The 14,110-nt window shown below is 71.5% G+C and carries 12 protein-coding genes; 2 read left to right on the plus strand and 10 right to left on the minus strand.

Features of this window, described 5'->3' with window-relative positions; all coding sequences use genetic code 11:
• Window positions 1–199: 199 nt before the first annotated feature.
• Together GA0070618_RS08000 and GA0070618_RS08005 are read right to left on the minus strand one after the other, a co-directional pair.
• Window positions 200–883: an anti-sigma factor family protein gene (locus tag GA0070618_RS08000; RefSeq protein ID WP_088981067.1), complete on the minus strand. Its 684-nt coding sequence runs from the start codon at window positions 881–883 to the stop codon at window positions 200–202.
• Entirely contained in the window at window positions 880–1,374 is a 495-nt protein-coding gene (locus tag GA0070618_RS08005; protein WP_231931816.1) for a sigma-70 family RNA polymerase sigma factor, read from the minus strand. The genes GA0070618_RS08000 and GA0070618_RS08005 overlap by 4 nt, the downstream gene beginning before the upstream one ends.
• 220 nt (window positions 1,375–1,594) lie before the next feature.
• Between GA0070618_RS08005 and GA0070618_RS08010 the strand changes: the two genes are divergently transcribed.
• Window positions 1,595–3,715 carry a PhoX family protein gene (locus GA0070618_RS08010; protein WP_088981069.1) on the plus strand — a complete coding sequence of 707 codons (2,121 nt, stop codon included), beginning with the start codon at window positions 1,595–1,597 and terminating at the stop codon, window positions 3,713–3,715.
• A gap of 164 nt (window positions 3,716–3,879) precedes the next feature.
• Here the strand turns inward: GA0070618_RS08010 and GA0070618_RS08015 are convergent, their stop codons facing one another.
• The gene (locus tag GA0070618_RS08015) at window positions 3,880–4,662 is read right to left on the minus strand and encodes an IclR family transcriptional regulator (RefSeq protein ID WP_088981070.1); all 783 of its coding nucleotides are present in this window, start codon (window positions 4,660–4,662) and stop codon (window positions 3,880–3,882) included.
• A 184-nt stretch (window positions 4,663–4,846) separates the two neighbouring features.
• On the opposite strand from GA0070618_RS08015, the gene GA0070618_RS08020 reads away from it, so the two are divergent.
• Window positions 4,847–6,022 (plus strand): MFS transporter, encoded by a 1,176-nt coding sequence (locus GA0070618_RS08020; protein WP_088981071.1) that lies wholly within the window; start codon window positions 4,847–4,849, stop codon window positions 6,020–6,022.
• A 55-nt stretch (window positions 6,023–6,077) separates the two neighbouring features.
• On the opposite strand, the gene GA0070618_RS08025 is transcribed toward GA0070618_RS08020, so the two are convergent.
• The 7 genes from GA0070618_RS08025 to nuoI all read right to left on the minus strand — a co-directional run bounded on the left by GA0070618_RS08025 (window position 6,078) and on the right by nuoI (window position 14,110).
• Entirely contained in the window at window positions 6,078–7,163 is a 1,086-nt protein-coding gene (locus GA0070618_RS08025; protein WP_088981072.1) for a polyprenyl synthetase family protein, read from the minus strand.
• Between the two features lie 141 nt (window positions 7,164–7,304).
• Window positions 7,305–8,861 carry an NADH-quinone oxidoreductase subunit NuoN gene (gene nuoN / locus GA0070618_RS08030; protein ID WP_088981073.1) on the minus strand — a complete coding sequence of 519 codons (1,557 nt, stop codon included), beginning with the start codon at window positions 8,859–8,861 and terminating at the stop codon, window positions 7,305–7,307.
• Window positions 8,858–10,390 (minus strand): NADH-quinone oxidoreductase subunit M, encoded by a 1,533-nt coding sequence (locus GA0070618_RS08035; RefSeq protein ID WP_088981074.1) that lies wholly within the window; start codon window positions 10,388–10,390, stop codon window positions 8,858–8,860. The genes nuoN and GA0070618_RS08035 overlap by 4 nt, the downstream gene beginning before the upstream one ends.
• Window positions 10,391–10,457: 67 nt before the next feature.
• Window positions 10,458–12,383, minus strand: a complete 1,926-nt coding sequence (gene nuoL / locus GA0070618_RS08040; RefSeq protein WP_088981075.1) for an NADH-quinone oxidoreductase subunit L — start codon at window positions 12,381–12,383, stop codon at window positions 10,458–10,460.
• A gap of 13 nt (window positions 12,384–12,396) precedes the next feature.
• On the minus strand, window positions 12,397–12,696 hold the full coding sequence (gene nuoK / locus GA0070618_RS08045; protein ID WP_088981076.1) for an NADH-quinone oxidoreductase subunit NuoK: 300 nt from the start codon (window positions 12,694–12,696) through the stop codon (window positions 12,397–12,399).
• On the minus strand, window positions 12,693–13,463 hold the full coding sequence (locus tag GA0070618_RS08050) for an NADH-quinone oxidoreductase subunit J (protein WP_088981077.1): 771 nt from the start codon (window positions 13,461–13,463) through the stop codon (window positions 12,693–12,695). Before GA0070618_RS08050 ends, nuoK begins: the two co-directional genes overlap by 4 nt.
• Complete coding sequence (nuoI, locus tag GA0070618_RS08055; RefSeq protein ID WP_088981078.1) at window positions 13,460–14,110, minus strand: NADH-quinone oxidoreductase subunit NuoI; 651 nt, start codon at window positions 14,108–14,110, stop codon at window positions 13,460–13,462. Before nuoI ends, GA0070618_RS08050 begins: the two co-directional genes overlap by 4 nt.

Genomic DNA, 14,110 nt, shown 5'->3' on the forward strand with positions numbered 1-14,110 from the left:
GGGCCGCCGGGCCCCCGGACGGCGGGGGACGGGCCGCCGGGCCCCCGGACGGCGGGGGACGGGCCGCCGGGCCCCCGGACGGCGGGGGACGGGCCGCCGGGCCCCCGGACGGCGGGGGACGGGCCGCCGGGCCCCCGGACGGCGGGGGACGGGCCGCCGGGCCCCCGGACGGCGGGTCCCGTGGGTCGCCCCGGCCAGCTCAGCGGACGTCGTAGCCGAGCACGGGCGTGCCGTCGGCGCGGAGCAGTTCCAGCCGGACCAGTTCCGCGTCGGTGAACCGGGTCGCCCCGGTGAACCGGACCTCGTCGCCGGGGGCGGCCCGCCAGGACCCAACCTGTTCGGACGCGCCGTCCGGGCCGTACGCCACCAGCCGGAAGACGTACGCCTTGACGTAGTCGGGGCGCGGATCGTACCCACAGCGCATGGTGATCTCGGTGCCCCACTCGGTGCCGGTCAGCCCGATCTCGGCACGCACCGGGGCGGCTCCGGCGACCGGCCGCATCGCCACCATCCGGGGCCCACCGTCGGGCTCCCCGACGGAGCGCAGCGCGGCCACGCCGAAGCCCACGACCAGCGTGAACACGGCGGCGGTCAGCACGGTCACGGCGTACCGCCAGCGGGTCCGCCGCCGCTCGTGCCGGCGCTGCCGGTCGGCGGCGGCGAGCAACGCCGGCACCCGGGGCTGCTCCGGCGCCGGCACCAGGTGCTCCACCTCGGCCGGATCGAGCCGGCCGAGCAGGCCCGGCAGGGCGGCGACCTCGGCCACCGCCGCCCGGCAGGCCGGACAGCCGGCCAGGTGCCGCTCGTACGCGGCCCGCTCGGCCGGAGCGAGGGCACCGAGCACGTACGCGCCGTCGTCGTACGCGAACTCGCAGCCCGTCACTGCGTCACCCCCATCTCGGCCAGCACCAACCGTAGTGACCGCAACGCGTAGTGGGTGCGGGACTTGACGGTGCCCGGCGGCACCCCCAGCCGGGCCGCCGCCTCGGTGACCGACCGCCCCCGGTAGAAGCACTCCACCAGCACCTCCCGGTGGCTCGGGCTGAGCCGGGACAGCGCCTCGGCGATCGTCCACGCCTCCACCGCCCGCTCGGTCTCGTCGACCGTCGGTGGCGGCTCGGGCACCTCGTCGGTCACCACCTCACCGACCCGGGTGGACCGCCGCCGCCAGGCGTCGATGGCCAGGTTGCGGGCGGTGGTGAAGAGCCAGGCACGCACCGATCCGCGTTCCGGGTCCAGGGACGCGGGACTGCGCCAGGCCCGGAGCAGGGTCTCCTGCACCAGGTCCTCGGCCCGTTGCCGGTCGCCGTCGACCAGGCGCAGGGCGTACGCGTGGAGCGCGTCGGCGTGCTCGTCGTGCAGGGCACGGAGCAGGTGGGCGTCGTGGTCGCTGATGGCGGTCTCCTCGCAGTCGCCGCAGCGGGGCGTACGCCGGAAGATACGCGTCACCCGCCGGACCGGTTCACTGAGCTGGAGGTGTTCACGTCCGGTTAACGCTGCGGCCGACGCCCGCTCAACCTGCCCTCCTAGCGTCCGGCAGTACGCGCGCCCAGACGTGTCCTGCGCGCACCCACCCTCCAGGAGGCTCCTCCCCATGAGCGACCGACGCCGGCTGCTTCCCCTGCTGGGCGCGAACCGCCACGGCAGCCGCGACTCGATGACCTGCCTGTACCGCTGCGGCAACGCCTGCGACCACCCGGTACCCAACACCTCCGACAACCCGTACCTCGGTGACATCGTCAGCGCCGAGGTGTCCCGGCGCGGTGTCGTCCGGGCCGGCGCGGTCGGCGCGCTCGTCCTCGGGGTCGGCGGCGCGCTCGCCGGAGCCGGCGTGGCCTCCGCCGCCCCGGCCGGTGCCGCCGCTCCCACGCTGCCCGAGGTGGAGGACTTCGCCGCCCGCCAGCGGACCGGCAACGGCGCGTTGACCTTCCGGGCCATCCCGCCGAACAAGCTGGACACCTTCGTGGTGCCGAACGGCTACGACCACGCGGTGGTCATCCGCTGGGGCGACGAGGTCGTGCCGGGCGCGCCCGACCTGGACGTGCACAACCAGACCGGGGCCCGCCAGTCGAAGCAGTTCGGCTACAACAACGACTTCGTCGGGGTGCTCCCGCTGGACCGGCGCGGCAAGCGCGCGCTGCTCGTGGTCAACCACGAGTACACCAACGAGGACCTGATGTTCCCCGGCTTCACCAGCCAGGACGCGCTCACCGTGGAGCAGGTGCGGGCCGCCATGGCCGCGCACGGGCTCTCCGTCGTCGAGATCGAGCGGGTCGGCGACACCGGCGAGTGGCGCCCGGTGGCCCGGGGCGCGCGCCCGTACAACCGGCGGATCACCGCGCTGGCGACCAAGTTCGACGTGACCGGCCCGGCGGCCGGCTCGGCGTGGCTGAAGACCGCCGCCGACCCGAAGGGCCGGACCGTCGTCGGCACGCTGAACAACTGCGCCGGCGGAATCACCCCGTGGGGCACGGTGCTCTCCGGCGAGGAGAACTTCAACCAGTACTTCGTCGGCGGCGACGCCGTGCCGGCGGACGCCAAGCCGAAGCTCGCCCGGTACGGCATCGACACCGCCAAGCGGTACCCGTCGGGCAGCCGCAAGTGGGAGCGGGCCGACGAGCGCTTCGACCTGGCCAAGCACCCCAACGAGGCGAACCGGCACGGCTGGATCGTCGAGGTCGACCCGTTCGACCCGGACGGCCGACCGCGCAAGCACACCGCGCTGGGCCGGTTCAAGCACGAGGGCGCGAACGTCATCGTCGCCAAGAACGGCCACGTGGTGGCGTACATGGGCGACGACGAGCGGTTCGACTACCTCTACAAGTTCGTGTCGGACAAGAAGTACCTCAAGGGCAACTCCTGGCACGCCCGCCGGCACAACCTGACCCTGCTGGAGTCGGGCACGCTCTACGTGGCGAAGCTCGACGAGACCAGTGCCGGCGAGATCGACGGTTCGGGCAAGCTCCCCTCCGACGGCGCGTTCAACGGCCGTGGCCGGTGGATCAAGCTGGTCAGCGGCAACCGCTCGTACGTCGACGGGATGACCGCCGCCGACGTGCTGACCTTCACCCGGCTCGCCGGGGACAAGGTCGGGGCCACCAAGATGGACCGCCCGGAGGACGTCGAGCCGAGCCTCGCCACCGGCAAGGTGTACGTGGCGCTGACCAACAACACCAACCGGGGCGTCGGCAGCAACCCGAAGGCGGACGAGGCCAACCCGCGCAACGCCAACAAGCACGGGCACATCCTGGAGCTGGTCGAGGACCGGGGCGACAACACCGCCGAGGCGTTCGCCTGGTCGCTGCCGATCGTCTGCGGCGACCCGACCGACCCGTCGACCTACTTCGCCGGGTACGACAAGGCGAAGGTCTCCCCGATCTCCTGCCCGGACAACGTCGCCTTCGACAGCACCGGCAACCTCTGGATCTCCACCGACGGCAACGCGCTGGGCAGCAACGACGGCCTCTTCGCCGCGCCGATCGAGGGCCCGGAGCGGGGCCACCTCAAGCAGTTCCTCACCGTGCCGCTCGGCGCGGAGGCCTGCGGCCCGTTCATCACCACCGACGACCGCTCGGTCTTCGTGGCCGTGCAGCACCCCGGTGAGATCAGCGGCGCCTCGCTGGAGAACCCGGCCTCGAACTGGCCGGACGGCGACTTCGCCAAGCCCGGCGTGGTCGTGACCTGGCGCCTCGACGGCGGCCACATCGGCGCCTGAGGTGTATGCAGGGGTCCCTTGTTACCGCTTTTTGAGTAACAAGGGACCCCTGCTACCACCTGGGCCGGCGGCGCAGTGCTCAGCGCGGCGTGCGGTGCCCGACGCTGCGCTCGGTGCTCGGTGTAGCGCTCGGTGCCCCGTGCGGTGCTCGGTGCCCCGGTGGGTCAGGGTTCGGTGGTGAGGCTCTCGGCGACGGTCCGGGCCACGGTGAGCAGCTTGGCGCGGACCACCCGGGCCGAGGTCATCAGCTCACCGGCGGGCATCGCACAGGCGAGCACCACCCGGCGTTCGATGTCCTTGTCGGGTGCCACGAGCACCGCCGCGCAGGCCACCCCCTGCCGGAACTGGCCCAGTTCCATCTGCATGCCGCGCCGGTCACCGGCGGCCAGGTCGGCCTCGAACGCCTCGACCGTGGTCAGCGTGGTGGCGGTGAACGGACGCATGCCGTACTCCCGCAGGTAGCGGAAGCGCTGCTCGGCGGTGAGCGTGGCCAGCATGGCCTTGCCGAGCGCGGTGGCGTGGGCGGCCTCGTCGAAGCCGGGCATCAGGTCCTCCAGGTACGGCGAGCGCGCCCCCTCGACCACCGCCGTGATCGCCACCTGGCCGCCCACGAACCGGCCGAGGAAGTGGCTGTACCCACTGTCCAGGGCCGCCCGGCGTAACGTCTCGCCGACAACGGCGGGACCGCGGAAGGCGGTCACCAGTTCCCGGTACCGGTCGGCGATCTCCAGCCCGACGATGTACGTACCGTCCTCACGCCGGATCACGTATCCCTCGTAGGCGAGGGTCCGGACGAGATGGTAGGTGGTGGCCACCGTCAACTCGCAGCGTCGGGCGATCTGCTTGACGGTCAGGCCCTTCGGGGCGCGACCGACCGCCTCGAGCACTCGTAGCGCGCGGGACACGCTCCGGATGAGATCGGAAGGTTCCGCCAAGGGGTCGCGCACAACCACCTCCGCCGCCGGGGTCTACACCATATGAAAAACAGGCCTCGTAGGAAATGCCTGCCCGATCGAGGATGCCAGATATCCATCGACTGTGTGTGCACCGACAGACACCGTGGGTTGATCGACTGTGATCCGTGCCCGAATTCATCGTGAGTTGACCCGCGCTGGGTAGGTTGGCCGCACCATGACCGACACCGTCTCCGCCACCGTCCGCCCGGCCCCGGCCCGTCCGGTATGCGTCGGCGTCGGCGCGGTCACCACCACCGTCGCCTGCGTGCTGCCCGTCTTCCTGGTCGGTGGCATGGCCGTGCAGATGGGCTCGGATCTGGGCTTCTCCGCCACCGGACTGGGCGTGGCCGTCGCCGTCTACTTCGGGGTGAGCGCGCTCGCCTCGGTGCCCTCCGGGGCACTGGTGGAGCGGTACGGCCCCGCCCGGACGGCCCGCGCCGGCATCCTGCTGGCCGCCGGGTCGCTGCTCGCCGTGGCGACGGTCGCGCGATCGTACCCGGTTCTGGTGGTCCTGCTGGCGGTCGGCGCCGCCGCGAACGCGCTCGGGCAACTCGCCAGCAACACCACGCTGGCCCGGCACGTGCCCGCCCACCGGCAGGGGCTGTCGTTCGGCGTGAAGCAGGCGGCGGTCCCGGTCGCCACCCTGCTGGCCGGTGCGGCCGTACCAGCGGTCGCGCTGACCGCCGGCTGGCGCTGGGCGTTCGGCGTCGCGGCGGGCGCGGCCGTGGCGGCGCTGTTCGCCGTACCCGGTGGGGAAACCCGCCCGGTGCGACGTGCCGGCACCGGCCAGCGGGGGCGTCCCCCGACGCCGCTGGTGCTGATCGGGATGGCCGCGACGCTCGCCGCCGCCGCCGCGAACGCGCTCGGCACCTTCCTGGTCGACTCCGCCGCCGCCCGTGGGCTGGATCCGGGGCTGGCCGGTCTGACGCTGACCCTGGGCAGCGCGGTCTGCGTACTGGCCCGGGTGTCGGCCGGCTGGTTCGCCGACCGGCGCACCGGCAGCCACGTGGTGGTCGTCGCCGGGATGCTGGGGGTGGGCGCGCTGGGGCTGGTGCTGCTCGCCGTCGCCGGAACGGTTCCACTGGTGGTCGGCGTGGTGCTCGGCTTCGGCCTGGGCTGGGCGTGGCCCGGGGTGATGACCTTCGGTGTGGTCCGGCTCTACCCGCAGGCCCCGGCCGCCGCCACCTCGATCACCCAGACCGGCGTGTACGCGGGCGGCTGCCTCGGCCCGCTGGCGCTCGGCCTGCTGGCCGACCGGTTCGGCTACCCCACCATGTGGGGCACCGCCGCGGCGGCGATGATCCTGGCCGCCGCGCTCATGTTGACCGCGACCCGGGCCCTGCCGCGCTGACCGCGACCGTCACCCCCTGGGCGGTGCTACCTTCCGGGGAGCGGGTGCGGTGGGGTCAGCTGGTGCGGTCGGCCACGAAGTCGCAGAGGGATTCGAGAGCCCGGCGGGCGGGGCCCTCGGGGAGCGGTGAGAGCTGCTCCCGGGCCTCCTCGGCGTAGCTGCGCACCGTCTCCCGGGCCCGCTTCAGCGCCGGGCTCTCCCGGAGCAACCCGAGCGCCTCCGCGTGCAGGTCGTCGTCGGTCAGCGGACCGGTCGCCAGGACCTCCCGCAGCCGCACCGACGCGGCGTCCGCGTCGTCCGAGGCCAGCGCGTAGAGCACCGGCAGGGTGGGGACGCCCTCGCGCAGGTCGGTGCCCGGCGTCTTGCCCGACTGCACCGACTCCGACGAGATGTCGAGCAGGTCGTCGGAGAGCTGGAAGGCCAGGCCGATGGTCTCGCCGTACCCGGCGAGCGCCTCGACGTGGGCGGCCGGGGCACCGCCGAACATGCCGCCGAAACGGGCCGAGGTCGCGATCAGCGAGCCGGTCTTCTCGGCGATCACCCGCAGGTAGTGCTGGACCGGGTCGTCCCCGGCGCGCGGACCCACGGTCTCGGCGATCTGACCGTGCACCAGGCGGGCGAAGGTGCGCGCCTGGAGGCGGACCGCCTCGGTGCCCAGGTCGGCCGCGATGTCCGCGGCGCGGGCGAAGAGGTAGTCGCCGACCAGGATCGCCACCGAGTTGGTCCACCGGGAGTTGGCGCTGGGCGCGCCCCGGCGCACCGACGCCTCGTCCATCACGTCGTCGTGGTAGAGCGTCGCCAGGTGGGTGAGTTCCATCACCACCGCCGCCGGCACCACCTGCGGGCCGGCCGGGTCGCCGAACTGGGCGCCGAGCGCCACCAGCAGCGGCCGGAACCGCTTGCCGCCGGCCTCCACCAGGTGCCGGGCGGCCTCGGTGACGAGCGGGTCGGCGCTCGCCACGCTCGACCTCAGGTCAGCCTCGACCGCCTCCAGCAGCCCGAGGACGGAGGCTTCGAGCCGGGCGTCGGCGAGGTAGAGACCGAGCGAGTCGAATTGCCCCGTTCCCGGCCGGGTCCGACGACCGCCGGAGCCGGGGGCACCTGTTCGCTGGCCAGCCGCTGTCTCCACGCCCTCAACCATGCCACACCCGCTCGACCTGTTCCGGTCGGGGCAGGCCCGGCGGCACCCGCCCGACCACCGGAACGGCCGGTCCCGACCACTGCCGTGGCGTCCGGTGGACCGGAGGCGACGACGGTGGCCGGGACCGGCCGATCGACTGGGTCATCGAATGAACTGCGAGGCCCCGTCCGCCAGGTCGAGCAGCGGGGCCGGAGCCACCCCCAGGAGCACGGTGGCGGCCACGCCGATCATCAGGGCGGCGGCGGTCAGCCCACCCGGCACGGTGACCGTCGGGGTGGCGTCGCCCGGCTCGGAGAGCCACATCATCACCACGACCCGCAGGTACGGGAAGGCCAGCACCATGCTGGTCAGCACACCGGCGATCACCAGCCACGCCTGCCCGCCGTCCAGGGCCGGACCGAAGACCGCGACCTTGCTCATGAAGCCGCTGGTCAGCGGGATACCGGCGAAGGCCAGCAGGATGAGGGTGAACAGCGCGGCGTAGAACGGCGACCGACGGCCCAGACCCGCCCACCGGGACAGGTGGGTGGCCTCGCCGTCGGCGTCCCGGACCAGGGTCACCACGGCGAACGCGGCGAGCACCGAGAAGCCGTACGCGACGAGGTAGAACATCGTGCCGGCGACACCGTCCTTGCCGGGGGCGAGCACGCCGACCAGCAGGTACCCGGCGTTCGCGATGGACGAGTACGCCAGCAGTCGCTTGATGTCGGTCTGGGTGACCGCCAGCACCGCGCCGATCAGCATGGTGAGCACCGCGACCCCGCCGAGCACCGGCGTGAAGTCCCAGGCGGCCCCGCCGAAGGCGACGTGGAAGATCCGCAGCAGGGCACCGAAGGCGGCGACCTTGGTGCAGGCCGCCATGAAACCGGTGATCGGGGTCGGCGCGCCCTGGTAGACGTCCGGGGTCCAGACGTGGAAGGGGGCCGCCGCGGCCTTGAAGAGGAGGCCGATGGAGAGCAGCGCGATACCGGCGAAGAGCAGCACCCGGCTGGAGGTCGACTCACTCACCGCGGCGGCGACCGTGTCCAGGTCGACCCCGGCGTCCCGGCCCGGCGTGCCGGAGGTGAAGCCGTAGATCAGCGCCACACCGAAGAGGAAGAACGCCGAAGCGTACGCGCCGAGCATGAAGTACTTCAGCGCGGCTTCCTGGCTCAGCAGCCGACGCCGGCGGGCCAGCGCGCAGAGCAGGTAGAGCGGCAGCGAGAAGACCTCGAGGGCGATGAACATGGTCAGCAGGTCGTTCGCCGCCACGAAGATCAGCATGCCGGCGATGGCGAACGTGGTCAGCGGGAAGACCTCGGTGGCCCCGTTCTGCCCGTCCGCCTGCCGGCGGTCTTCGGCCGACTCGGCCCGGACCGCGGCCTGGGCCACGAACGCCCCGCCCCGCTCCACCGTCCGCTCGCCGATCAGCAGCAGCGCCACCGCGGCGAGGAGCAGGATGCCGCCCTGGAGGAACAGGGTCGGCCCGTCCACCGTGATCGCCCCACCGATGGTGATGCCGCGCCGGTCGTCCGCGAAGACCACCGCCACGAAGGCGGCCACCACCGCCACCAGGGCGAGCATGAGCTGGACCGGGTGTCGGCCCCGGCGCGGCACGAACGCCTCGACCAGGACGCCGAGCAGGGCCGCGCCCAGCATGATCAGGATCGGCAGGAGCGCCAGATAGTCGATCGAGGGCAACTCGAGCTGCTCGGTCACTTTGCTGCCTCCTGGACGCTGCCGACCGTCGGAGCGGGGTCGGTCTTGCCGACGTCCTGCATGGTCGCCTGGACGGCGGGGTTGATGACATCGGTGAGCGGCTTGGGATAGAAGCCGAGCAGCACGATCAGCGCGATCAGCGGGGCGACCACGACCTTCTCGCGCAGGTTCAGGTCACGCTTCATGCCCTCGACCTCGGTCAGCGCCGGGTTGAGGGTGCCCTGCGTGGTGCGCTGCACCATCCAGAGCACGTACGCCGCCGCCAGGATGATGCCGAGCGTGGCGATCACCGCGACCGGCTTGTTCACCGTGAAGGTGCCGATCAGCACCAGGAACTCGGAGATGAACGGCGCGGTGCCGGGCAGCGCCAGCGAGGCGAGACCCGCGAAGAAGAGCACCCCGGCCAGGACCGGGACCAGCTTGCCCGCACCGCCGAAGTCGCTGATCAGCGCCGAGCCGCGCCGCGCGATCAGCATGCCCACCACCAGGAAGAGCAGGCCGGTGGCGAGGCCATGGTTGACCATGTAGAGCACCGCTCCGGTGCCGGCCTGGGTGGTGAAGGCGAAGATGCCGACGCCGATGAAGCCGAAGTGCGCGATCGAGGTGTACGACACCAACCGCTTCAGGTCGTTCTGCCCGACCGCCAGCAGCGCGGCGTAGATGATGCCGATCACGCCCAGCGCCAGCGCCCACGGCGCGAACCACTTCGACGCCTCCGGGAACATCGGCAGGCAGTAGCGCAGGATGCCGAAGGTGCCGACCTTGTCCATGACGCCGACGAGCAGCGCGGCGGAGCCGGCCGGGGCCGCGCCACCGGCGTCCGGGAGCCAGGTGTGGAACGGGAAGAACGGCGCCTTGATCGCGAAGGCGATGAAGAAACCGAGGAAGAGCCAGCGCTCGGTGCCGGCGGAGATGTCCGCCTGGACCAGCGCCTGCCAGTCGAAGGTCTTCCCGCCGACGACCCAGAGGCCGATCACCGCGGCCAGCATGAACAGACCGCCGACCAGCGAGTAGAGGAAGAACTTCACTGCGGCGTACTGGCGCTGGTGACCGCCGTAGCTGCCGATGATGAAGTACATCGGCACCAGCATGACCTCGAAGAAGAGGTAGAAGAGGAAGACGTCGGCGGCGGCGAAGACGCCGATCATCGTGCTCTCGAGCACCAGCAGCAGCGCGAAGTAGGCCGGCACGGACCGCTTCGACTGCTCGGCGTCGTGCCAGGAGGCCAGGATCACCAGCGGCACCAGCACCGCGATCAGCATCAGCATCACCAGCGCGATGCCGTCGGCGGCGAAGGTGAACCGGGCGTCCCACTGCGGGATCCAGGTGTAGGACTCGCGGAACTGGAACCGCTCGCCCCCGGTCTTGAAGGCCACCCACATGACCACGGTCAGCGCCAGCACCGCCAGCGACCAGACCAGGGCCACCTGCTTGGCGAACTCGGGCCGGCTGCGCGGCAGGAAGGCCACGATCAGGGCGCCGACCAGCGGCGCCACGGTCAGCACCGAGAGGAAGGGGAAGTCGGACATTATGCGGCCTTACCTCCGTCGTGACTGCGCGGTCCGCCGGCAGCGGCGGCCCCCGGGAAGAGGTCGATCACGCCAACCACCCCGCCTGTACGGCCAGGAACGCCGCCACCACCAGCAGCGCGCCGGTCAGGATCGACGTCGCGTACGACCGGACGAAGCCGGTCTGGAGCCGCCGGAGCCGGCCGGAGCCTCCACCGACCGCTGCGGCGAGGCCGTTGACCAGCCCGTCGATGCCCCGGTTGTCCAGGTAGACGAGCGCCCGGGTGAGGAAGATGCCCGGCTTCTCGAAGACCGCCTCGTTGAACGCGTCGGTGTAGAGGTTGCGCCGGGCGGCGGTGACCAGCACCCCGGCCGGCTGCGGCGCGGTGGCGGTGCCGTTGCGGAACAGCATCCAGGCCAGTCCGACACCGAGCACGGTGACCAGCAGGGAGAGCACCGTGATGACGGTGTGCGACAGGACCGCCTCGTGGTGCCCTTCCTCGCCGCCGAGGCCGGCGGTGGCGGTCAGCCAGTCCGGGACGGAGGTGGAGAGGAGGAAGCCGGCCCCGACCGAGCCGACGGCCAGCAGGATCAGCGGGATCGTCATCAGCGCCGGCGACTCGTGCGGGTGCTCGATGTCCTCGGTCCACCGCTTCGGGCCGTGGAAGGTGAGCACGAAGAGCCGGGTCATGTAGAAGGCGGTCAGTCCGGCACCGGCCAGCGCCGCGCCGCCGAACAGCCACGCCGTCCAGTCGTCCCGCTCGAAGGCGGCCACGATGATCGGCTCCTTGGAGAAGAAGCCGGAGAACGGGAACATGCCGATGATGGCGAGCCAGCCCATCATGAAGGTGATCCAGGTGACCTTCATGTACTTCGACAGCCCGCCGAAGCGTCGGATGTCGACCTGGTCCTTCATGCCGTGCATGACCGAGCCGGCCCCGAGGAACATGTTGGCCTTGAAGAAGCCGTGCGCCAGCAGGTGCACGATGGCCAGCGCGTACGCCGCGCCGCCGAGCCCCACGCCGAGGAACATGTAGCCGATCTGGCTCACCGTGGACCAGGCGAGCACCCGCTTGATGTCGTCCTTGGCCGCCCCGATGACGCAGCCGAGCAGCAGGGTGAGCGCGCCGACGCTGACCACCACGAGCTGGAGCGTCTCGTTGGCCGAGTAGATCGGGTTGGAGCGGGCGATCAGGTAGACGCCCGCGGTGACCATGGTGGCCGCGTGGATGAGCGCCGACACCGGGGTCGGGCCCTCCATCGCGTCCGGGAGCCACGCCTGGAGCGGGAACTGACCGGACTTGCCGGTCGCGCCGAGCAGCAGCAGCAGACCGAGGACCAGGACGGTGCCGCCGGCCAGGCCGCTGACGCCGTTGAACACCTCGTCGTACTGGGTGGTGCCCAGGGTCGCGAACATGATGAAGATGCCGATGGCCAGGCCGGCGTCGCCGACCCGGTTCATCAGGAACGCCTTCTTGCCGGCGGTGGCCGCGCTCGGCCGGTCGGACCAGAAGGAGATCAGCAGGTACGACGCCAGACCGACGCCCTCCCAGCCGAAGTAGAGCATCACGTAGTTGTTGCCGAGCACCAGCAGGAGCATGGCGGCGACGAACAGGTTGAAGTACGCGAAGAAGCGTCGCCGCCCCGCGTCGTGGGCCATGTACTCCACCGCGTACAGGTGGATCAGGAAGCCCACGCCGGTGATCAGCAGGACGAAGACCGCCGCCAGCGGGTCGAAGAGCAGGCCGAAGTCCACCCGGAAGTCACCGACGGCGATGAAGTCCCAGAGGCTCCGCTCGACCGACTTGTTCTCCAGGCCACGCAGCTGGAAGAAGTAGGTGAGGCCGAGGACGAAGGCGGCACCGATGGCGGCCACGCCGAGCCAGTGTCCCCACCGGTCGGCCCGCCGGCCCAGCAGCAGCAGGATCGCCGCGCTGACCAGGGGGATGGCCACCAGCAGCCAGACGCTGCCGAGCAAACCCGTGGCCTCTGCGTAACGCACAGTTTCTTCCACTGCGTCGGCCCCTCTAGTACTTGAGCAGGTTGGCGTCGTCGACGCTCGCCGAGCGTCGAGTCCGGAAGATCGACATGATGATCGCGAGTCCGACCACGACCTCGGCGGCGGCCACCACCATCACGAAGAAGGCCATGATCTGCCCGTTCAGGTCACCGTTGATCCGGGCGAACGTGACCAGGGTCAGGTTCGCCGCGTTGAGCATCAGCTCGATGCACATGAACAGCACGATCGCGTTGCGGCGGATGAGCACCCCGACCGCGCCGATGGTGAAGAGCACCGCGGCCAGGATCAGGTAGTAGTCGGGGGTCATCGGTCGGTCCCCTTCAAGGTCGTCTCCTCCGCCGACAGCTCCCGGACCGGCATGATCTCGGGGATGCTGCGCTCGGTCAGCCGGCCGTCGGGCAAGCGGGCCGGGGTGGCCACCGAGGAGGAGGTGGCGAACACACCCGGGCCGGGCTTCGGACCGGGGTAGTTACCGGGGGCGAAGCGGGCCTTCATGGTCGCGATCTGGTCGACCTTGTCCTCCCGGCGCCGCTCGATGTGCGCCAGCACCATCGCCCCGACCGCGGCGGTGATCAGCAGCGCCGAGGTCAGCTCGAAGGCGAAGACGTACTTGGTGAAGAGCAGCCGGGCGATGCCCTGCACGTTCCCCTCAGCGTTCGCCTCGTCCAGGCCGACCGGCGTGGTGCCGTCCAGCGCGCGGGCGAGACCACCGCCGACCAGGCCGGCGAAGCCGAGACCGAGCAGGACCGCCGCGACGCGCTGGCCGCGCAGCGTCTCGATCAGCGAGTCGGACGAGTCCCGACCGACCAGCATCAGCACGAACAGGAACAGCATCATGATCGCGCCGGTGTAGACGATAATCTGCACCATGCCGATGAACGGGCCCGCCTGGAGCACGTAGAAGACGCCCAGGCAGAGCATGGTCAGCACCAGCCAGAGCGCCGAGTGCACCGCGTTGCGCGCCCAGAGCATGCCGATCGCGCCGAGCAGCGCCAGCGGGGCGAGGATCCAGAAGGTGATCTCCTCGCCGCCGGACACCTCGCCCGCCGCGGCCAGCACCGTAGCCGTGGTCATGCCCTGTCTCCCTTGCTGCCCTTGGCCGCCTCGGCCCGCTGGGCCGCCTGCTCGGCGCCGGGGAAGGTCACGCCCGGGGTCTCGTCGAGCGCGTACCGGCCGGGGCCCATCGGAGAGCGCTCCGCCCCGGCCGAGGTACCCGGGTTCTCCAGCGCTCCGACGTAGTAGTCCTTCTCGCTGTCACCCAGCCGCATCGGGTGCGGCGGCTGCTCCATCCCGGGCAGCAGCGGCGCGAGCAGCTGCTCCTTGGTGAAGATGAGGTCCTGCCGGTTGTCCCGGGCCAGCTCGTACTCGTTGCTCATGGTCAGCGAACGGGTCGGGCAGGCCTCGATGCAGAGCCCACAGAAGATGCAGCGGGCGTAGTTGATCTGGTAGGTGCTGGCGTACCGCTCACCCGGCGAGAAGCGCTGCTCGTCGGTGTTGTCGCCGCCCTCGACGTAGATCGCGTCCGCCGGGCAGGCCCAGGCGCACAGCTCGCAGCCGATGCACTTCTCCAGCCCGTCCGGGTGCCGGTTGAGGATGTGCCGCCCGTGGTAGCGCGGCGCCGGGGTCGGCGGCTTGAACGGGTAGTCAGTCGTGACGACCTTCCTGAACATGTGCGAGAAGGTGACGCCGAAGCCCTTGAACGTTCCGGTGATCCCGCCCAC

Source organism: Micromonospora echinospora (genome assembly GCF_900091495.1).
Lineage (GTDB): Bacteria > Actinomycetota > Actinomycetes > Mycobacteriales > Micromonosporaceae > Micromonospora > Micromonospora echinospora.

Coding starts and splice junctions, on each gene's coding strand:
- GA0070618_RS08010 (WP_088981069.1), top strand. CDS start 1,595: ATGAGCGACCGACGCCGGCTGCTTCCCCTGCTGGGCGCGAACCGCCAC.
- nuoK (WP_088981076.1), bottom strand. CDS start 12,696: ATGACCCCCGACTACTACCTGATCCTGGCCGCGGTGCTCTTCACCATC.
- GA0070618_RS08035 (WP_088981074.1), bottom strand. CDS start 10,390: ATGTCCGACTTCCCCTTCCTCTCGGTGCTGACCGTGGCGCCGCTGGTC.
- GA0070618_RS08025 (WP_088981072.1), bottom strand. CDS start 7,163: ATGGTTGAGGGCGTGGAGACAGCGGCTGGCCAGCGAACAGGTGCCCCC.
- GA0070618_RS08050 (WP_088981077.1), bottom strand. CDS start 13,463: ATGACCACGGCTACGGTGCTGGCCGCGGCGGGCGAGGTGTCCGGCGGC.
- GA0070618_RS08020 (WP_088981071.1), top strand. CDS start 4,847: ATGACCGACACCGTCTCCGCCACCGTCCGCCCGGCCCCGGCCCGTCCG.